Source organism: Chthonomonas sp. (genome assembly GCA_016788115.1).
Taxonomy (GTDB): domain Bacteria; phylum Armatimonadota; class Fimbriimonadia; order Fimbriimonadales; family Fimbriimonadaceae; genus UBA2391.
This window is the reverse complement of sequence record JAEURR010000005.1, coordinates 472,969-491,917: the sequence shown is the minus strand read 5'-3', so window position 1 is coordinate 491,917 and position 18,949 is coordinate 472,969. Positions and strand designations below refer to the sequence as shown.

16 protein-coding genes are annotated in these 18,949 nt (G+C 60.2%); 10 read left to right on the top strand and 6 right to left on the bottom strand.

Annotated elements, in window-relative coordinates; genetic code table 11:
* Positions 1-114 precede the first annotated feature (114 nt).
* A complete protein-coding gene (locus JNM85_04930; protein ID MBL8087402.1) occupies positions 115-2,256 on the top strand; it encodes a glycine--tRNA ligase subunit beta in 2,142 nt (713 codons plus the stop codon).
* Here the strand turns inward: JNM85_04930 and JNM85_04925 are convergent.
* The gene (locus JNM85_04925) at positions 2,253-4,661 is read right to left on the bottom strand and encodes an extracellular solute-binding protein (GenBank protein ID MBL8087401.1); all 2,409 of its coding nucleotides are present in this window, start codon (positions 4,659-4,661) and stop codon (positions 2,253-2,255) included. The two genes, JNM85_04930 and JNM85_04925, sit on opposite strands and share 4 nt — an antisense overlap.
* A 24-nt stretch (positions 4,662-4,685) precedes the next feature.
* Positions 4,686-5,150: a DUF1801 domain-containing protein gene (locus JNM85_04920; GenBank protein MBL8087400.1), complete on the bottom strand. Its 465-nt coding sequence runs from the start codon at positions 5,148-5,150 to the stop codon at positions 4,686-4,688.
* Between the two features lie 88 nt (positions 5,151-5,238).
* On the opposite strand from JNM85_04920, the gene recA reads away from it, so the two are divergent.
* The 9 genes from recA to JNM85_04875 all read left to right on the top strand — a co-directional run bounded on the left by recA (position 5,239) and on the right by JNM85_04875 (position 15,177).
* Positions 5,239-6,294, top strand: a complete 1,056-nt coding sequence (gene recA / locus JNM85_04915; protein ID MBL8087399.1) for a recombinase RecA — start codon at positions 5,239-5,241, stop codon at positions 6,292-6,294.
* A gap of 17 nt (positions 6,295-6,311) precedes the next feature.
* Entirely contained in the window at positions 6,312-6,761 is a 450-nt protein-coding gene (locus JNM85_04910) for a regulatory protein RecX (protein MBL8087398.1), read from the top strand.
* Entirely contained in the window at positions 6,758-8,227 is a 1,470-nt protein-coding gene (gene rny, locus JNM85_04905) for a ribonuclease Y (GenBank protein ID MBL8087397.1), read from the top strand. The genes JNM85_04910 and rny overlap by 4 nt, the downstream gene beginning before the upstream one ends.
* Positions 8,224-9,006 carry a TIGR00282 family metallophosphoesterase gene (locus tag JNM85_04900; GenBank protein MBL8087396.1) on the top strand — a complete coding sequence of 261 codons (783 nt, stop codon included), beginning with the start codon at positions 8,224-8,226 and terminating at the stop codon, positions 9,004-9,006. The genes rny and JNM85_04900 overlap by 4 nt, the downstream gene beginning before the upstream one ends.
* 6 nt (positions 9,007-9,012) lie before the next feature.
* Positions 9,013-9,990: a PKD domain-containing protein gene (locus JNM85_04895; protein MBL8087395.1), complete on the top strand. Its 978-nt coding sequence runs from the start codon at positions 9,013-9,015 to the stop codon at positions 9,988-9,990.
* Positions 9,991-10,125: 135 nt separating this feature from the next.
* Positions 10,126-10,749 (top strand): sigma-70 family RNA polymerase sigma factor, encoded by a 624-nt coding sequence (locus tag JNM85_04890; GenBank protein MBL8087394.1) that lies wholly within the window; start codon positions 10,126-10,128, stop codon positions 10,747-10,749.
* 25 nt (positions 10,750-10,774) lie between these two features.
* A complete protein-coding gene (locus tag JNM85_04885; protein MBL8087393.1) occupies positions 10,775-11,518 on the top strand; it encodes a phosphatidate cytidylyltransferase in 744 nt (247 codons plus the stop codon).
* A gap of 9 nt (positions 11,519-11,527) precedes the next feature.
* Complete coding sequence (locus JNM85_04880) at positions 11,528-12,496, top strand: ATP-binding cassette domain-containing protein (GenBank protein ID MBL8087392.1); 969 nt, start codon at positions 11,528-11,530, stop codon at positions 12,494-12,496.
* 71 nt (positions 12,497-12,567) lie between these two features.
* Positions 12,568-15,177, top strand: a complete 2,610-nt coding sequence (locus JNM85_04875) for a valine--tRNA ligase (GenBank protein ID MBL8087391.1) — start codon at positions 12,568-12,570, stop codon at positions 15,175-15,177.
* On the opposite strand, the gene JNM85_04870 is transcribed toward JNM85_04875, so the two are convergent.
* The 4 genes from JNM85_04870 to recF form a co-directional block, all read right to left on the bottom strand.
* Positions 15,174-16,052 (bottom strand): MBL fold metallo-hydrolase, encoded by an 879-nt coding sequence (locus JNM85_04870; GenBank protein ID MBL8087390.1) that lies wholly within the window; start codon positions 16,050-16,052, stop codon positions 15,174-15,176. The genes JNM85_04875 and JNM85_04870 overlap by 4 nt on opposite strands.
* Positions 16,006-17,262, bottom strand: a complete 1,257-nt coding sequence (locus JNM85_04865) for a ComEC/Rec2 family competence protein (GenBank protein ID MBL8087389.1) — start codon at positions 17,260-17,262, stop codon at positions 16,006-16,008. Before JNM85_04865 ends, JNM85_04870 begins: the two co-directional genes overlap by 47 nt.
* 120 nt (positions 17,263-17,382) lie before the next feature.
* Positions 17,383-17,709 carry a DUF721 domain-containing protein gene (locus JNM85_04860; protein MBL8087388.1) on the bottom strand — a complete coding sequence of 109 codons (327 nt, stop codon included), beginning with the start codon at positions 17,707-17,709 and terminating at the stop codon, positions 17,383-17,385.
* On the bottom strand, positions 17,706-18,791 hold the full coding sequence (gene recF, locus JNM85_04855; GenBank protein MBL8087387.1) for a DNA replication/repair protein RecF: 1,086 nt from the start codon (positions 18,789-18,791) through the stop codon (positions 17,706-17,708). Before recF ends, JNM85_04860 begins: the two co-directional genes overlap by 4 nt.
* Positions 18,792-18,949 lie beyond the last annotated feature (158 nt).

Genomic DNA, 18,949 nt, shown 5'->3' with positions numbered 1-18,949 from the left:
GTTCATCTCCTGAAAATCCTGATGTTGCCTTTCGGCTCGCCGCAGTTTACACAGTCCGAGGCGTCGGCGTGCTCAGATCGGCTCAAAGTAGGGGCAGGTAAACTCGCCGCTCCCATGTCTGAACGCGTTGCCGACCTTGATCGCACAGAAACCGAGTACATGCCGGTAGGCCAGCCCCAACAGGAGCCCCCTTCGGTGGGCGTCGCCGTCCTACGTGAGCTCGTTCTTGAATTGGGTTGCGAAGAGCTACCAGCCATGGCGGTCCGCCAAGCCATGGACGACCTCGCCAAGAACATTACTTCGCGCTTGGCCGAGGCAAACATCAGCCATGGAGAGGTCCAGACGTACGCGACCCCCCGGCGATTGATCGTCGGTATCTCATCGGTTGTCGAGCGACAGCCAGACAGCGAGAAGGAAGTGCGTGGACCGTCTGTGAAAGTCGCATTTGACGCTGCTAATGCTCCGACGGGCGCATTGCTCGGCTTCTGCAAATCGCAAGGCGTAGACCCAAATTCGGTAACCAACGACGGCGAGTACGTGTGGATTCGCAAGAAGAACGAGGGCCAACCGACCGCGGAGTTGTTGACAAAAATCTTGCCGGACGCGATCTGCGCCCTCACATTTCCCAAGTCGATGCGCTGGGGCACCGCCAAGATGCGGTTCGCCCGGCCGATCCGATGGATCCTCGCAGTTTACGACCATGCTCCTGTATCCTTTTCGATCGAAACTGTCGAGTCGGGTTCGAGTTCCGTGGGTCACCGGTTCATGTCCCCCACCACTTTTCAAGCGAAGACGCTGGCAGAGCTGCTTTCTGGCTTGCGCGAGCGGTTCGTCGAGCCCGATCCGATCCTCCGCGAGCGGATGATCCGAGACGAATCGCGCAAAATCGCCCCCGGGATGGTCGAATTCGACGATATGCTGGTGGACGAGAACGTCTTCCTCACGGAGTGGCCGATGCCCGTCTTGGGGACCTTCCGGGAAGAGTTCATGATATTGCCCGAACCTGTCCTGATCACCGCGATGGCCAAGCATGAGCGGACGTTCCCCGTGCGCAGCGGCGACGGCAAGCTCACCCAGCACTTCATCGCCGTTCGTAACTCGGGACACCCAGACGCCGTGAGCGAGGGGTATGAGTGGGTCCTCAACGCCCGGTTCAATGATGCCAAGTTTTTCTACGACGAGGACCGCAAGCGGACCTTCGACGAGTTCCTGCAACGCACCGAAGCGATGATGTTCCAAGAGGAGCTGGGCTCGGTCCGATTGCGCTGCGACCGGCTGGCCGCACTCGCCCGGCGCATTGCCACGGACTGGATCGGAGAGACCGCAGGCGATCAAGCAAGCATGGCGGGTCTGTACGCAAAGGCGGACCTCAGCACGGGCTTGGTCAGCGAGCTCTCGTCCCTCCAAGGGGTCATAGGCGGAGAATACGCCCGCCAAGCCGGGTTGCCCGGTCCGGTGGCCGATGCTATCGCTGGCCAGTATCGGCTTTCCAGCAACCTTCCCGCCGACACCCTCGGTGAGCAGCTCGCGGTCTGCGTCTGCGTGGCAGACCAGATTGACAAGCTCGCGGGCTACCTCGGGGTTGGTTTGACTCCCACCGGATCAAGCGATCCATTCGGCCTGCGCCGCGCTGTGAACCTCGTCATCGAGGCCGGCCTGCCGGGTTCGGCAGATCGTTGGTTTGACTACGCGAGCGAGCAGTATCTGGCGCACTCGCTTCCACACAATGCCGAATCCATGCGCGCTGCGCTTGTCCCCATCTTCAAGGGCCGATACGAAGTCGCGTTCGAAGAAGTCCGGCACGACATCGTGCAGGCCGCCCTCGCCGACGACCTAACGACCCTGGCAAATCCGACACTTATCGCGGGCCGCGTCGAGGCCCTGAGCCAGCTCGCACCGGTGGTTGAGTTTGTACAGGCGGCCACGCGACCCATCAATATCGTGCGCGCCGCGGAGAAGAAGGGGATTGCGATCCAGCGCAACGGTCTTGCAGCGGTCGATGTCGCGAGTCTGGATTCTGCCGAGGGCGTGGCGTTGCGCGATGCGGCCATGCAGGCGATCCCGCTCGGTGAAGATATCGATGCGGCACTCGACTCCGTGCGCGCACTCCAAGGGCCCATCAATGCGTTCTTCGAGGCGACGATGGTCATGGTGGACGACACCAAGGTCCGAGATGCTCGTCTGTCCCTGCTCGCAGAGGTCAGCGACCTGCTGCTGAGCTACGGCGACTTCACCGCACTCGTCATCGAAGGCTAAAACTTCGCCGTCGTGAATCGCATCTTGAGCAGGCTGCGGATCTGCATCACCGTGAACCCGATGAGGATCGCGCCCATCACCCACGCGGCGGCGGTGGCGTATCCGAACTTCAGATACATAAACGCGTTCTGCCAGATTTCCAGGCCGATCGTCTGAGTCGCGTAGAGCGGTCCACCAAAGGTCAAGACGAAGATATTCTCCATCGCCTTGAATCCGGCGATGAACACCCCGAGCAAGTTGATGAGGATGAGCGGCTTCAGCCCCGGCATGGTGATGAAGAGGATCTTGCTCCACCACGAAGCGCCGTCAAGATCGGCAGCTTCGTACCGCTCCGAGGGGATGTTCTTGAGTGCGGCCAGGTACAGGATCGAACCGGGACCCGCGCCCGCCCAGATACCAGGCAACACGACGGCAAACATCGCGAGAGACGGATCTCCGAGCCAGTCGTGCGCCTTGGCGATTGGCTCAAGGCCAACCCACGTAACGATCGGATTGATCGTGTCGATGATGGGTAGCAAGAGCGTGTTCAGCAGCCCTTGGTCCGTCTTGTCGTACATCTGCCGCCACAGCAGCGAAATCACGATGGGACTCGTCATCGCCGGGAGGTAGAAGAGCGTTCGGAAGAGCGTCTTGAACCGGGGGATCTCATTGAGTGCAAGCGCCAGCATGATAGGCAAGAGGAACCCTATGGCGAGGCTCAGGATCACGTACAGGAAGCTGTTCGTCAGCGCCTTATAGAACAAGGGCGACGTAAAGACGGCGATGAAGTTGTCCAGCCCGACCCAGCTTGCCCCTTTGGTGATGCGGTAATCCTGGAATGCAATCTTCAGACCGCTCGCGAGAGGATAGTAACTCCATACGAGCAGGCTCAGGGCTGCGGGACCCAGACATAACGCCATGAAGGTGTACACCCTGCGCCGGACCGTGCCTGCCGCAAGGCTCTCCTGCTCAACCACCCGCGTTGCGCGTGCCCTGCGAACCGAACGCACGACCAAGGGCACGAGCACGAGTAGCAACGCGATGAGGATGCCGGTCGCCCAGCCGCGCTGACGCGCCATGACGTCGGCCGGTTTGTAGCCCAGCAGCTTCTCGTTCATCTCCCGCTCGGCCGTCGCCAGAATCTCCTTCGCCGAGGTGTTCGGCTGCGTCCGCGCGCGGTCCAGAACGTTATCGAGGACGCTATAGACCTGCTGGCAGTTGCGACCGTATGGCTCGGGGTGCCCATTTTTGAAGATGTCTTTGCTCGCCTGGACATAGGCGGGATCGACCTGTTTGGCGAGGTCTGGATAGCCAAACTTCTCCAGATACACGGGGTTGACCTGGTTCGCCATACCGAGCTCGACGAACTTATCGGTACTCACCCGGGCGGCATCGTCGCCCGCGAAGTAGCGGATGAACTTCCAGCAAGCAGCGAGCTTCTCAGGATCCTTGACGTTGGCATTGATCGCCCACATGCCCGCGTTGATCTCGTTGCTGGGGCCAGCTGGGCCAGCAGGCATGGCCGAAATGCCGATGAGCTGCATCGGGATGTCCACCGCGCCCGCAAGTTGGACGTCGTTCGTGTACGCAAACCACATCGCGGTTTTGCCCTGACGTATGTCCCCCGAAAAGTCGGTGGAGAGGCGCGCCATTGGGCCGTAACGCTTGCCATCCTTGCCGATCCAGGTCTCCAGCACCAACCGGCGGAACATCTCGACCGCCTTCTCCCCTGCAGGAGTGTTGATCGCGGACTTCCAGGACTTGCCATCACCCGGGACGACGATCTCGCCGCCCGCCTGGTACACGAAATTGCTCCAGTGGTATCCCTGCGGCGTGCTGAAGATGAATGCGGCCCGGTTCGGGTCGGATTCGACCAACTTTCGACCGTATGCAATGAACTCATCCCAGTTCTTTGGCGGCTTACTGGGGTCGAGGCCCGCCTCGAGGAAGAAGTCGCGACGGTAGTTCAGGCCGAGCGCGACGTGAAAGAACGGTACCGAATAGATTTGCCCGTTGTAGCTGGTCAAAACCTTACGGATAATCGGGCTCGTCCGGTCCATCACGTCCGGGTTCTGGGCAATCAGATCGTCGAGCGGGCGAATGAAGCCCTGATCGATAAAGTTGTAGTACTGCCGGAAGTTAACGTACAGAACGTCCGGAGCATTCGCTCCCGCCATCGCCATGAGCATCAGCGAGTCGGCTTGGGCACCGACGAGCTCAAGGCCCCCCGCGTTGACGACCCGTACATCTGAGTTGGCTTTGTGGAACGCGTCAAAAACAGCGCGGCGCGCCAAGCTTCGAGGGTCGATGGCTTCTTTGGGTGGGATGCCGTACCCCGGACCCGGCAGCATGCGCACGGTCACCTCAGCCCGACCGAGCGTCGCGCTGAGCAGCAAGAGACCGACCCACAACCACCGCAGTTGCATGAGGCTTGGGTTTACCCTAAGCCGCTACTTCCGCTTCTTCGCGGGGATCAGCTGAGTGTAAACGTCGACAAATCCTTGCACCGTGATCTTCTTCAGCATGGATGCGAGCGCGTCCATCGCCACCCCATCCGAGTCCTTCACGCGGATACACGCTTTTCCCATGTCCAGCTTCTTTCCGGTCGCTTTCCACTCCTCGATGAACTGGGCCTGGTGCTCAGTATTGATGTAGAGGCAGAACGCGTAGATGCCAATGTGGTTCTTCTGCGAGGCGATGCCCAGGAACGGGAGCGGTTGGGTCTTGTCGCAGTGATAGCCCGCAGGATAGAGGGAGAACGGGACAAAGTAGCCAATCGCGCCGTACTGCATCCCTTCTTCGAATCCAGGATTGATGTTCTTCCTGACCACGTCACGGATCGCTTCCATCGAAACACGACGATCTTCAGGCAACGATATGAGGTATTCCTCAACGGTTTTTGCGTCGCTGGTCATGGCGCAGTTGTACCCAACATGTGCAAGACTGCTATAATCTTGTCTAGCATTTCGGGCCACTACAGGTTCGATTCGTAAGGAGAAGCCATTGGCAGAAAAGACCGCACCCAATGATCGTGAGCGTGCCTTAGAGCTCGCCCTGAACCAAGTCGAAAAGTCGTTCGGTAAGGGCGCGATCATGCGTCTCGGCACGGGCGAGCGAGAGATCATCGAGTCGGTTCCGACCGGATCGCTGAGCCTGGACATCGCCCTCGGTGTTGGCGGCCTGCCTCGCGGACGGATCACCGAAATCTACGGCGCTGAGTCGAGCGGTAAGACGACCATCGCCTTGCACACCGTCGCCGAGTGCCAGCGCCGTGGTGGCCTCGCACTCTACGTGGACGCCGAGCACGCGCTGGACACCGAGTATGCCCGCGCGCTTGGGGTGGACATCGATCGACTCTACATCAGCCAGCCTACGACCGGTGAAGAAGCGCTCGAAATCATGGACGCGATCATCCGATCCGGCGCGGTTGACATCGTCGTTCTGGACTCCGTTGCGGCTCTCGTACCGAAGGCCGAAATCGAAGGCGAAATGGGCGATAGCCACGTCGGTATCCAGGCGCGCATGATGAGCCAGGCGCTCCGTAAGCTTGGCGGTAGCATCAACAAGTCCAAAGCGGTCTGCATCTTCATCAACCAGCTTCGCGAGAAGATCGGCGTCATGTACGGCAACCCCGAGACCACTCCCGGCGGCCGCGCTCTGAAGTTCTGGGCGTCGGTTCGACTCGAAGTCCGACGTGCCGATGCCATCAAGGTCGGAACCGACCAGATCGGCACACGCACCAAGGTGAAGGTCGTCAAGAACAAGGTTGCTCCGCCGTTCAAGACGGCCGAGTTTGACATGATCTACGGCGAAGGGATTAGCCGCACCGGCGACGTGCTCGACAACGCCGTCGCACGCAATATCATCGGCAAGGCGGGCACCTACTTCAACTACGGCGATGTCCGACTCGGTCAGGGTCGCGAGAACGCTCGACAGTTCCTGAAGGACAACCCGAGCGTCTTTGAAGAGATCGAAAACCGCTTGCGTGAGACGTTCAAATCTGAGCGCACCTCGGCGGTCGTTGATGTCCCCGAGCCAGAGGCGGTCGAGGCCCAATAGCCGGACTAAGTGTGCCAATGAGCGATCGCGCGCTGCTGATCGCCTTGCGTTGCTTGCGCCGTCGAGACCATCTTGAGGCGGAGCTGAAGGCTGCCTTGGAGCGAGAGCAACTCGGTCACGAATGGGACCGAGTTCGCCACAAGCTGCACGAGTGGCGTTTCTTGGATGACCATCGGACGGCGAGTGTGCTCACCGAGCGACGCCAAGAGAAGGGGTACGGCAAGGAACGGATCCTCGCCGAGCTCGATGCAAAGGGTGCGGATCCCGAGATCTTGGCCGAGATCGAGGCTTGGTTCGACCCTGCTGCAGAAGCAGACCGGGCGGGCCATCTCCTTCGCAAGAAGTATCTTCCTTCGGATGCGCCGATCAAGGGTGCCCGATATCTGGCCGGACGCGGGTTCGACGAAGACATCGTCCGATCCGTGGTCGAAGCGTACTTCGAGGCCTCGCTGGAGGGTGCTGAGTGAACGTCTCGGTCACCGCCTTCGTCGTCGATCTCATCCTGGCGATCGGTTTCAGCGCGCTCATCACGTACGTGCTGATGAACCGGCGCATCCAGGCGATGCGTGAGCGCGAAGTCGCCCAAGAGTCGGCCATTGCAAACCTTCGGTCCGAAGTCGAAGAGGCCAAAAAGCTCGCCCTCCTGGAAGCGATGGAGGAAGAGAAGCGAGCGCGCGAGCGGCTCGAAGCTCGCGAAGAGAAGCTAGAAGAGCGCACCGCGCTTATGGAATCGCAAGAAGCCGAACTTCACAGCCGATCCACAAACCTGAACTCGCGCGAGGCCGATCTCACCCAGAAGATGGAGTCTCTTGCGGGCCTGAACGCCGACGAGGCCCGCGCACTCGTGCTCGCGAAAGCCGAGGCGGAGGCAGCGGAAACGGCGCGGCAAATCGCCAAGACCATTGAAAGCGAAGCCGCCGCGGACGCGCAACGCACCGCCCGTAAGCTCGTCATCGGGACGATGGAGCGCGCGCACGTGGACATTATCACTGAGTCCACCGTCGCGGTCGTGACGCTTCCCAGCGAGGAGATGAAGGGGCGCATCATCGGCCGGGAGGGGCGAAACATCCGCGCCTTTGAGCAGGTCGCCGGTGTCGATCTGATCGTGGACGATACGCCGGAAACGGTCGTGATCTCGTGCTTCGATCCGATCCGCCGCGAAACCGCCCGGCTCGCTCTGATGAACCTGATGGTCGATGGGCGCATCCACCCGGGGCGGATCGAGGAACTGTACGAGAAGGCGCAGCAAGAGGTTCAGCGGACCATTCGCGAGTCGGGTGAGCGCGCGTGTGACCGAGCCCAGGTGGCAGGGTTGCCGTCCGCAGTCATCGAGCAAATGGGGGCACTACGATTCCGCTCCAGCTACGCACAAAACGTTCTGGACCACAGCGTCGAAGTCGCCCAGCTTGCGGCGCACCTGGCCGCCGAACTCGGCTGCAACGAGGAAGTCGCACGTACCGCCGGGTTCCTGCACGACATCGGCAAAGCGCTCGGCAGCGAGTACGACTCGCGGCACGCCATCGCCGGGATGCAGTACCTGGAGCAACAAGGGCTGAACCGGCCGGTTCGCCATGCGGTGGGCGCGCACCATCGAGAAATCGAACCCGAGACCGAAGAGGCGCAATTGGTCATCATCGCCGACTCCATGAGTGCGAGCCGCCCGGGTGCTCGGCGCGAGAACCTCGACAACTACGTCAAGCGGCTGGGGGCACTCGAAGCCATCGCGAACAGCTTCGAAGGGGTTGAACGGAGTTTCGCCGTACAAGCAGGCCGAGAGCTGCGACTGATCGTACGTCCAAACGACTTGGACGATGCGGGCGCGGCTAAGCTGGCCAAAGCCGTAGCCAAGCGGATTGAGACGGAAACCGAGTACCCCGGCCAGGTGAAGATCACCGTCATCCGCGAGGTGCGAATCTCGGAGGTTGCCAAGTGACCTACCGCATTCTGTTCCTTGGTGACATCGTGGGCAAGCGTGGTCGGCGCGCCGTCGCGGAATTTTTGCCCGGCCTGCAAGAAGACTATAGGCCGCTCTTCACCATTGTCAACGGCGAAAACTCTGCTGGCGGAGTGGGGATCACCCCGGACATCTGCCGCGAGCTCTTCAAGCTTAACGTGGATGCGATCACGCTGGGCAATCACGCCTTCAACAAGAAGGAGATTATCGAGACGTTCGCCACCGATGCACCCGTCGTTCGACCAGCGAACATGCCGCCCAGTGCACCCGGACGCGGTCTGACGTCAGTTGAGCGGGACGGAATCTTGTTGCACATCATGAACGTGTGCGGTCGCGTCTTCCTTGATGGTTACGACGATCCCTTCGCGTGCATCGACGGATTGCTCGCGCAGTGCGCCAGCCCGCATCGGCTCCTCGACTTTCATGCCGAGGCGACAAGCGAGAAGATCGCGATGGGCTATCATTGCGAAGGTAGGGTGACGGCGGTGCTGGGAACCCATACGCACGTGACGACGGCGGATGAAACGATCCTCGAGATGGGGACCGCTTACATCACCGACGTGGGAATGTGTGGGCCCAGAAACAGCGTATTGGGGATGGAGCGGGAGATTATTCTCCGCAAGTTCCGGACCTCGATGCCCGAAAGATTTGAAGTCTCTGACGAACCTGGATGTATCGCTGGGGTGGTCATTGACGTCGAAAGAGATACTGGACGCGCCGTAGCCATCGAGCGAGTGCGTCGCGAATCGGCAGGATAACAACACATGAAGACCTGGACAGTAATTGGTAGTATCGCGCTTTGCGCCTGGGCCGCCGCCGCGCCGTCGGTCGTGCTCTACAGCCCCACGCGCACGGTGAAGGACCAGGGGGTGAGCCTGACCGGTTGGGGGAGCGGTAGCATCGCTGAGACCGATGAGGCCGCTTACGAAGGCACAAACAGCATTCGCATCAGCACACGCAACTTCTTCCAGGGCGGGCGCATCGTCTTTGCCAACGCCGTCGATTTCTCTGAAGCAGCCGCGGATCCAAACAATTTGCTTCGCGTCGCCGTTAAGCTGGCGGACAGTACCCAGACGATGGGCGGCGGACCGGGCGCGCGGTCAGGCGGACCCGGGGCGTCATCCACCTCGGGAGGCGGCGGTATGGCCGGCGATGAAGGTGCTGAGCGCGGCGGCGGCGATCCTTCGGGCGGTGTCCGGGGAGGTCCTGGCAGCGGCAGCGGCACCACGACTCCGGCAACTCCGACGGCCTTTGACCAAATCCGTATGATCGTGACGACTTCGGACGGGCTCAAGAGCGAAGTCTTCTTGAAGTTCGGAGCGGCTGGCGAGAACGGTTGGCGCATGGTTTCCGCTCCCCTGCAAGCGATTAGTGGTTTTGCCCGCACGAACAAGAAGGTCGTAGAAGTCGCTTTCAGCGGCAACTCGGTCGGGACGTTTTACATCGGTGAAGTTCGCAGCATCAACGATGCGACCCCGATCAGCGGCGAGCCGACTTTCCGTGAGCGCAATATTGGCCTCGGCGAAGAGCTCCAGTTCTCGGCAATCGGATACGGCGGATCGTCTACCCTGCGCTACACGTGGGATTTCGACTCTGCAGATGGCATCCAGGTGGACGCCGAAGGTCAAACCGTCAAGCGCCGATTCAGAAAGTCGGGCAGCTACGTGGTGACGGTGACGATCTCTGACCTCTTCGGGCTGAAGAAACCGTACTCCACCACACTGAACGTCAAGGTCAACTGACCATTTCGAAAAGCCTGCCCCGGGACCACCCGCGGCGGGCTTTTTTGTGCCAATCTGAAACGTGCATTGACAGAATGGTCAATTCGGCATAAACTGAAAATAGTTAGTTGAATCTCAGGGTTCCAGGGGCAAGCAATGGCCACGTATAATCCCGATTCTTATGCATATCGATACTCGCACCTCGCCGACGAAGAGGTGGTGAGTCTGGCCCGCACGGGGCTGACCGATGCCACTGAGTGCATCGTCGCCCGATATCGCAATTTTGTTCGCCTGAAGGCACTTGGCTTCTACGTGTCTGGTGGTGACACCGAAGATGTGATCCAAGAAGGGATGATCGGCTTGTGTCGCGCCATCCGCGATTATCGTCCCGACAGGCTCCCACGCTTCCGACCCTTCGCCGAGCTCTGCGTCACTCGACAGATCATCTCTGCTGTGAAGGGCGCGACGCGCAGTAAGCGAGCAGGAGACGCCCGAACGGTCTCGCTGGATGCCGAGTACGGCGAGCAACAATTGGCCGAGCTGGTGGCTGACGAACGGAGCGTCAATCCCGAGCGACTCCTGCTCCAGAAAGAATTCCCCAAAGAGATCCGCCAGTTGATGGAGCGCAAGCTCAGCCCAATGGAGATCTGCGTCCTCAAGAGATACTTGGCGGGCCAGAGCTACATCGAAATGGGGGAGGCGCTGCATTGCCCGCCCAAGACGGTGGACAACGCCCTCCAGCGCGTGCGCAAGAAGATCGGCCCGACGCTCCGCAACTAGCGCGGGGTATCGTGGTTCGCAGATCATGAAGACACGGGTTCTGACCGCGATCTTGCTCATCGGGATTGCGCTTGGAGCGATTTTCGCACCTTGGAAATGGCCGCTACTCGGACTCGGTTTCGTCTTGGTTGGCATCGGCGGCCATGAACTGTCCAAGCTGCTACGGAGCGGCGCGATCGTTACAGTGCTTGCGGCGCTTGCCTATGCTGGCTTTGCACTGGGCAGCGACTGGTCGATCGGGAAGGGGCCTTATCTGGCGTTGCTGGCGGCAACTCTGATGCTGGGTTTTATAGGCTGCTTAAAGAAGCCACTTCACTCACTTTCCGGACTCTATTTGGCTGCGCCGCTGGCCGCTTGCGTCTGGCTGCAGCAGCTTGGGCCGCTCATGCTTTTGCTCGCCCTCGTCCCCGTATGGGCGGGTGACACCGCAGCTATCTTCGCCGGTCGGGCCTGGGGCAAGACCAAGCTCATGCCCACAATCTCACCCAACAAGACCTGGGAAGGGTCGGCCGCCCACGCCGTCAGCGCGATGGCCGCTGGCGCACTACTCTCGACTCACAACCTGGGCTTGGGAATCGCCGCTGGCGCGATCTGTACCGTCTTCGGTCAGGCCGGGGACCTCTTCGAGAGCTACATGAAGAGGCGGGCAGGGGTGAAAGACAGCGGCACCCTTTTGCCGGGGCACGGCGGCGTACTCGACCGCATCGACGCCATGCTGCTGACCGCCGTCCCCGTCGCGCTCCTGATCTACTGCTGGCCTGCAAGGTAGGCTACGCGAGTGGCAGTGATCGAAGTCGAGCGGCTAAGCAAAGCCTATACCGCAACCAAGAAGGAATCGGGGATCGCCGGGGCGTTCAAAGCGCTGCTGACGCGCAAGGTCGAACACATCCACGCGGTGCGCGAAGTCTCGTTTAGCCTCGCGGAGGGCGAGATCGTTGGGTTTCTCGGGCCGAACGGTGCTGGCAAGACCACGACGATCAAGATGCTCTCGGGAATCTTGTACCCCAGTGGCGGGTCTGCAACTGTACTTGGCTTCACGCCATTCCAACGCGACCCGCGCATGCTGCGCCAGATGAGCCTGGTCATGGGCAACAAGATGCAGCTCTGGTGGGACTTGCCCGCTCGCGAGAGCTTTCTCGTGATGAAAGAGCTGTACGACGTTCCGGACGCGGACTACAAGAAGCGATTGGACTTTCTGGCCGATCACCTACAAATCGGCGCGAAACTTGACACTCAAGTTCGAAAACTCAGCCTGGGAGAGCGAATGAAGTGCGAGCTCGTAGCTGCGCTGCTCCATCGGCCACGCGTCGTCTTCCTCGATGAACCCACCATCGGGCTCGATGTTGTCTCACAGAAACGGATACGCGACTTTCTAAAGGTACTGAACCAGGAGGATGGGAGCACGATTCTGCTCACCAGCCACTACATGCAGGACGTCGAAGCGCTATGCGAGCGCGTGATCATGATCAACAACGGATCTATGGCGTTTGAGGGAACACTGGAAGCGCTAACCGCTCAAATGGACCCGCAAAAGCGGCTCCGTATCACCTTTAAGGGCGAAGCACCCGTTGATCGATTTGAGAGTGTGATCGAGACCTTTGATGGCGGGGTCGTCATCACCGCCCCGCGGAATGAGACTCCCGCACTTGCTGCGAGCATCCTCAGCAACTACGATGTTGCCGACATCGCGATCGAAGACCCGCCGATTGAGGAGATCGTCACCAAGCTAATGGAGAGCACCGGCTAAGGCACGTTTCACGTGAAACGATAGGGTGCACGGTACAATGTGTGAGTCTTTCAAGACAGGAAAGCTCAACAATGATAGAAGTAGATCTCGCACCGCGCTACGACGCGTCGCTCGTAGAGTCGAAGTGGTATGCCGCCTGGGAGGCGGCTGGCTTGTTCAAGCCAAGCCCCGACACATCTCGCCCCACGTTCACTATCACGATTCCGCCGCCCAACATCACGGGATCGCTGCACATGGGACACTCCCTCTGCTACCCGTTGCAGGATCTGGCTGGACGATTTCGTCGGCTTCGCGGCGATCGTGTGCTCATCCTGCCGGGGCAGGACCATGCAGGCATCGCAACCCAGAGCGTGGTGGACAAGCAGCTGCGCAAAGAGGGCGTCTCTGCAGCAAAGATAGGTCGCGAGAAGTTCATCGAGCGCGTGTGGGAGTGGCGCGAAGAGAGTGGAAGTACGATCATCAGCCAGTTCCGGCAGCTGGGTTGTGCGTTCGATTGGGGCCGAAGTCGGTTCACCCTTGACCAAGGCTATGCCGATGCGGTGCTCAAAGTTTTCATTGATTGGTTTGATCGGGGGCTGATTTACCGCGGTAAGCGCGTGGTGAACTGGGATCCGGTACTGCGAACGAGCGTGAGCGACATCGAAACGGAGCGCAAAGTCGTCCGTGGCAAGCTCTACCATGTTCGCTATCCATTCGAAGATGGCTCGGGCGAAGTCGTGATTGCGACGACGCGACCCGAAACCATGCTTGCCGACGTGGCCGTGGCGGTCCATCCGTCCGATGACCGATATAAGGCGCTTGTCGGCAAGAACCTCGTTCTTCCGCTCATGAATCGACTGATTCCGCTCATTGCGGACCCGTATCCCGATCCGACTTTCGGAACAGGTGCAGTCAAAATCACTCCTGCGCACGACCCCAACGACTTCGAAGTAGGGGTCCGGGCCGGACTCTCGATGCCGGTGGTGCTCGATGAAACGGGCAAGGTCACTGGAGACTGCGGACCCTACGAGAGTCTGGACCGCTATGAAGCGCGAAAGCGGATTGTGGCCGACTTAGAAGCCTCCGGTCACCTGGTCAAGGTCGAGGACCATGAGATCGCATTGATCGTGAGCGAGCGCTCCGGCGAAGTCGTCGAGCCGCTGCTCAGTGAGCAGTGGTTCGTGAAACAGACCGAACTCGCAGGACCCGCCATGGAGGCCGTGCGCCAGGGTCGCATTCGATTCATTCCGGACCGCTACAACAAAGTTTTCCTAGACTGGCTGGAGAATATCCGGGATTGGTGCATCAGCCGGCAGTTGTGGTGGGGGCACCGCATCCCGGTTTACTACACCGAGTCTGGCGCGAGCATCGCGGCCATGTCTTTGGAAGACGCTCAGGCTAAGGCAGGCGCAGACAAGATCGTCCGCCAAGATGACGATGTGCTCGATACTTGGTTCAGCAGCGGTTTGTGGCCCTTCGCAACGCTCGGATGGCCCGAAAGGACGGACGATCTTGCCGCTTTCTACCCGACTTCCCTTCTCGTCACCGACCGTAACATCATCAATCTATGGGTCGCGCGCATGGTGATGATGGGCATGGACTTCGTAGGCGATATCCCGTTCAGCGAGGTGTACATCCACGCGACGGTGCTCACCGAGGACGGCCGCCGCATGAGCAAGAGCTTGGGGACAGGCATCGACCCGCGCGGGGTGATTGAGAGCATCGGCGCGGACGCACTCCGGTATACGCTGCTGTCGCAGTCGGGCATGAACCAAGAGATTCGGTACAGCGATCGTCGAACTGAGGACGCTCGCAACTTCTGCAACAAGATCTGGAACGCCTCGCGATTCGTTCTAATGAACCTGGACGGCTACAGCGGGGCCAAGCCGGAGAAGCTCGAGATAGTTGACGAGTGGTTGCTCAGTCGCCTCGCCGCGATCGAGAAGATCGCTCGCGAAGGGTACGAGGGTTACGACGTGCAGGCGGTTGCCGGAGCGCTGTACAGCTTCTTCTGGTCCGATTTCTGCGACTGGTACATCGAGGTGAGCAAGCATCGCATGCAGGACGAAGCCCAGCGCGCCGTACCCCAGTGGGTGCTGAGCCAGGCGCTACGCGCGTTCCTGATCATGCTCCACCCGATCATGCCGCATATCACCGAAGAGATCTATGCTCATCTGCCGGTCGAAGGGAAAACCCCGTTCGTGGCGGAGGAGTGCTGGCCTGCGTGGGTGGCGGACTACTCGCAGCCGGACGCCGAACAGACCGTCAGTCAGTGGTTTGAGTTCACCCGTGGAGTGCGAGGGTTGCGTGCGGAGATCGGCATGGGTGCACTCAAAGAGGCACTTCCCTGCTTCTACGAGGGTGACCTACTCGGCGGAGAGGAGGTCATCCGATCCCAGGCCAAGCTCGCAACGCTCACTCCAGGCAAGCCGCAAGGACGGTTCCTAAGCACGACGGTCTCAGGAGTCGACTTCCACCTGCCGGTCGAAGGGATTATCGACGCTGAGAAGGAGATTGCGCGTATCGTCCGCGAGACCGAGAAGTCGGTCGTCGAGCGCGACAAGCTAGCTGCTCGCCTGGCGAACCCGCAGTTCACCGAGCGCGCCAAGCCAGAGATAGTCGAGAGAGAGAGAGCGAATCTTGCCGAGCTCGACGCACTTATCGGCAAGCTCGAAGAGCGTAAGAAGCTGTTCGGCGGCTAGGGCGCTAGTGCAAATCCGGCGGCGGTAGGGCGAAACTCCACTTCGCCCTGCCGGTCCGTCCGCCAAACACGGCAATGTACGGCCCTGAGACGCTCCAGGACGCCCGCATTGGGGTGGCCGTAGGTATTGTTGCGTCCGCAGCTCACCAGACCCCATTTGGGCTGCGTACGCATCAAGAACTCTGCAGATGTGGATCCGCCGCTGCCGTGGTGGCCAAGCTTCAAGAGATCCACCGGGCCAACTAACCCACGCGCTACGAGGTCGTACTCCACGTTCGCCGAAGCGTCGCCCATCAGCAGGGCCGAGGATTTTCCCATCGTCACCCATGTGAGCAACGAGCCGTCATTGTCGTTGTCTGGCTGCTCGCCCGGGGGCGCGACGATCCTCAGCGAAGCGCGATTGAAGGTGAGCGTACGCTGGGAGGACACCCACAGAACCCGATCGGAAGTAATGCGAGAGAGCGCCAACGTGCGGAGCATGTCCGGGTGCTGGCGAAAAGCCTCGTTCACGAAGACCTTCCCTACTGCGAAGTGCCGACTCACCGAGATGAGGCCCCCCACGTGGTCCGAGTCGGGATGGGTGAGAATAATCGCGTCGATGTGGCGTACTCCCAGATCGTAGAGTTGCGGCACCGCAAGCGATTCGCCCGCATCTAGGACGTCGTTCCGCGCGGCCGAGTCGACCAGCACCGTCGTCCCCCCACTCTGAATGACCGTGCAATCGCCCTGGCCCACCTGCAAGAAGACGATGCGATCTGGAGAGTCAGCGGGACTTGCGCGCAGCACACTCTGGCCCAAAAGGCCCGCCAAAACCAGCGCGCTTAGGATGCTAAGCCGGTCGCCAATGGGGCCGCCAAAGGATAAGCGCCATGCCATAGATCACCACCAACCACCAGACTGAGAAAGGAGCCACCGAAGTCCACACAGACGGGCTTGCCGCCACACGAGCCAATCCGGCCACGAAGTCGAGCGCGATCCCAACGATCGGCGCGATCACCGGATTGAGGAACCCGAACGCCACGCTGGAGACCACCCAGCCCCCCATGCCGACCCACACGAGCAGCGAATACGGAATCTCGGCGAGCAGCGTTGCCACTCCTCCAGCCAAGGGCACGGCATGGAAATGGTAGGCGGCTAGCGGCGACGAGAAGATCCATCCACTGAGGGCGAGGAAAACACCGGCTTGGACCCGCTGCCCAAAGGTCCAACGGCTCGCCGATTGCCAGTCGAACGGGTATAGCGACAGCCCGAAGAGGCAGGCGTACGAGATCTGAAACCCTACGTCGAAGAGCGTCATCGGTGCAAGCAAGACGTTGACAATGAACACCAGCGACAGCGCGCTGAGGCTATCGTATTCGCGACGGAAACCGTACGCCAGGAAGTAGAGCACCGCCATTCCATATGCTCGTATGACCGATGCAGTCATTCCTGCTGCGGCCACGTAGAGCAATAAAAGCGCAGAGATGAGACAAAGGACCGTCCATCTTGGCAACGGAAGCCACTTTCCAGCCCAGAAAAGTGCCGCGGAAATCAAAAGGATGTTCGATCCCGATGCAGCCATCAGGTGCGCCAAGCCTGATCGCTGGAACGCTTGGCTGGTGTCGAGGTCGAGGTCTCCTCGGTGGTTGAAGCACATTGCGTCGAGCAGTGCCGACCGCTCCGAGTTCAACAGCCGATCGGAGTAGGCCAAGAAGTTCGACCGGACGGCCAGCCCAAGCCGCCAGATGTACGCTCCCCGTTCCGCGACCTCGGGCTCCATGCTCGTTTTGAGCTGCGCACTGATGCCCTGTTGAGTCATCCGCCGCTCCGCGGCCTCCCCAAGTGGCGCGATCCACCCGCTCAGTTCGACTCGGTCACCCCACGAGACGTCCCATCGTTGCCGTGTTGTGACGAGGAACCGCTCCGCACCGCTGCTACCAATGAACGAGTAGCCGTCCGTTGTTGTTTGCGGAAGCGAGACGATGTCGACCGTCTTGCGCGCGTATCGCTCCTCATGGACAGGTTTCACGGCCGGCCCCGGAGCAAGGAATGCGCCTACAAGATACGAAGGAACGAGCATTGCGACTGTAGCCCAGCGTCTGCTCATCAATAAAGGTAACAGTAGCAAGAGGGGGGCGTAGGCAAAAAACGGCGCGGACATTCCCGCTCCCAACCCGACGGCAACCATGAGGAGCGGTCGGGATTTCCAGGGATCGGCCATCGGTTGCTAATCCTTCAGGGGGTCCGGCGCCGCTTCCCAGTCTCGGCGCGGGGGGCGGGTGCCAATCCGCATCTGCGTGAACAGTTCCTCGCCCGCTGCCTCGTTCATCATCGCCAGGATGCGGTCCTTCTGAAATCGCAACTCCTGCTCCCAAGCGTTTCCTTTGGCCGCAATCCAAAGTGTCCCATGGTCGTACCGATCTGGGACGCAACGCTCGCCCAAGACGGGTCCGGCAAACTCCTTCCATCGCCGCACAATGGGTTGCGCGCGGCTCGCCCTTAGCACCTCGGGCCGATCGACCGAAAGTGCGAGCAGATCGGAAAGCCGTCTCATCGCTGTGACACCACACCTTGTCGTACCTCAAAATGCCGGGCTTGCTTCATCAAATCTTCGCCCGCCTGCTCTGGTTCCGTACAAGTAATGCAGACTTGGCCGCCATGTTCGAGTCCCAATTGAATCAAGTTCGACCGGCGGTGTTTATCCAAATCCGAGAATATGTCATCGAGCAAAAGGATCGGTGACGCGCGCAAGATCTGTCTTGCAACCGCCAGCCCCGCCATCTTCAAAGCGATCATTGCGCTCCGCTGCTGACCCTGTGATCCGTACAACTTGATCTCTAACTCATTGATCGTAAAGTAGATATCATCCCGATGGGGTCCGATCTGAGTCGCCCCTCGGTGGATCTCCACGCTCCGATGGTGCCGGTAAGCAGCACTGAGCTCATCGGGCGTCGCCCCAGGGTCTTTCGGCATGTAGACCACCCCGAGGATTTCGCCATTCGCCAATTGGCGATGGAAGCCGGTTGCTTCGCCTGCGAGCCGACGTACGTAGTCGTGGCGCAGCTCTCGCAATGCGGCACCGTGCTCGCACAGTTCTGCCTCCCAGACCTCAAACGACTCGGACTCCACCGTCTGCTCTTGTGCCATCTTCAGCAAAGCGTTTCTCTGGTCCACTGCCCGGCGATAGTGAGCCAAATGCCTGAGATACCCCGCCGAGAGCTGGGAGAGCGCCAAATCGACGAACAGACGCCTTTCTGACGGTTCTCCGCGGAGGACCTCCAGGTCTCGAGTCGTGAATGTCACGGTCGGTAGCCGTCCGAGCAAGTCCGCCGCGCGGCTCAAACCCATGTCGTTCAAAAGAGCTCGCTTGCGAACGCCTCGCCTGAGTTGAACCTCTACGGTGGTCGAGTGCTCCACCAGCTCGCCTCGGATCCTCGCCTCTTCGCACCCATGGCGAATGGCTTCGGCGTCCCGGTGGCCTCGTAGCAGCTGCGCCGTCGAGATGAGCGCGATGGCCTCCAGGAGGTTGGTTTTCCCTTGGGCGTTCTGACCGTAGACGAGGTTGAGCCCCGCACTCAGCTCAATGTGGGCCTCTTCGTAGTTCCGGAAGTCGCGGATCGCCAGGGTCTTCAGCATGAATATTCTAAGAAGAGGTGTTTAGAGAAAGAGATTATGATTACTATTATGGGATTCGAGAATGTGGATAACTCTCGGTGTAATTGTAGGTCTGCCGCTCGAAACTGACCTGAAGGAACCTAAGCCTGTAATAGAACGCCTATCGGCGCACCGTGGAA

Excerpts from the sequence above, each read along its gene's own strand:
- JNM85_04930 (MBL8087402.1), top strand. The coding sequence starts at position 115 with ATGTCTGAACGCGTTGCCGACCTTGATCGCACAGAAACCGAGTACATG.
- JNM85_04925 (MBL8087401.1), bottom strand. The coding sequence starts at position 4,661 with ATGCAACTGCGGTGGTTGTGGGTCGGTCTCTTGCTGCTCAGCGCGACG.
- JNM85_04920 (MBL8087400.1), bottom strand. The coding sequence starts at position 5,150 with ATGACCAGCGACGCAAAAACCGTTGAGGAATACCTCATATCGTTGCCT.
- JNM85_04910 (MBL8087398.1), top strand. The coding sequence starts at position 6,312 with ATGAGCGATCGCGCGCTGCTGATCGCCTTGCGTTGCTTGCGCCGTCGA.
- JNM85_04895 (MBL8087395.1), top strand. The coding sequence starts at position 9,013 with ATGAAGACCTGGACAGTAATTGGTAGTATCGCGCTTTGCGCCTGGGCC.
- JNM85_04890 (MBL8087394.1), top strand. The coding sequence starts at position 10,126 with ATGGCCACGTATAATCCCGATTCTTATGCATATCGATACTCGCACCTC.
- JNM85_04885 (MBL8087393.1), top strand. The coding sequence starts at position 10,775 with ATGAAGACACGGGTTCTGACCGCGATCTTGCTCATCGGGATTGCGCTT.
- JNM85_04875 (MBL8087391.1), top strand. The coding sequence starts at position 12,568 with ATGATAGAAGTAGATCTCGCACCGCGCTACGACGCGTCGCTCGTAGAG.
- JNM85_04870 (MBL8087390.1), bottom strand. The coding sequence starts at position 16,052 with ATGGCATGGCGCTTATCCTTTGGCGGCCCCATTGGCGACCGGCTTAGC.
- JNM85_04865 (MBL8087389.1), bottom strand. The coding sequence starts at position 17,262 with ATGAGCAGACGCTGGGCTACAGTCGCAATGCTCGTTCCTTCGTATCTT.
- JNM85_04860 (MBL8087388.1), bottom strand. The coding sequence starts at position 17,709 with ATGAGACGGCTTTCCGATCTGCTCGCACTTTCGGTCGATCGGCCCGAG.
- recF (MBL8087387.1), bottom strand. The coding sequence starts at position 18,791 with ATGCTGAAGACCCTGGCGATCCGCGACTTCCGGAACTACGAAGAGGCC.